Source organism: Pseudomonas sp. SIMBA_067 (genome assembly GCF_046534675.1).
Taxonomy (GTDB): domain Bacteria; phylum Pseudomonadota; class Gammaproteobacteria; order Pseudomonadales; family Pseudomonadaceae; genus Aquipseudomonas; species Aquipseudomonas putida.
The window spans coordinates 1-295 of record NZ_JAWRYH010000239.1 but is presented as its reverse complement, the minus strand read 5'-3'; the positions used below and the strand labels follow the sequence as shown (position 1 = coordinate 295).

The window sequence follows — 295 nt, the reverse complement described above, 5'->3', positions numbered from 1 at the left end:
CATGCCGATATCGGCGTGCACCACCGTAGGCCTGCGCTCCAGCAGTTCTACATTCTGCCCTGGCGCCCAATTCTGCATATCCAGGCCGTTCTGGCCTTGGCGTGCACGTTTGAGCAAGCCGCCTTCGCCAATGTCCAGCCATGAGTCGATACCCGGGTCCAGGCACACCGACCCATTGACCCGTTTGCAGTTGTCCAGGCTGCGCATCAGGCTGCGCCCGCACAGCACGTTGAGCGGGTTGGTGTGGGCAACGAAGGTGCGCACATAGTCGTCCGCGGGGTTGAGCACGATCTCC

1 pseudogene is annotated in these 295 nt (G+C 62.4%); it reads right to left on the bottom strand.

Annotation, left to right across the window (positions count from 1 at the left end):
* Nucleotides 1-295: pseudogene (locus tag SB765_RS28910) on the bottom strand (choline ABC transporter ATP-binding protein); the annotation flags it as partial.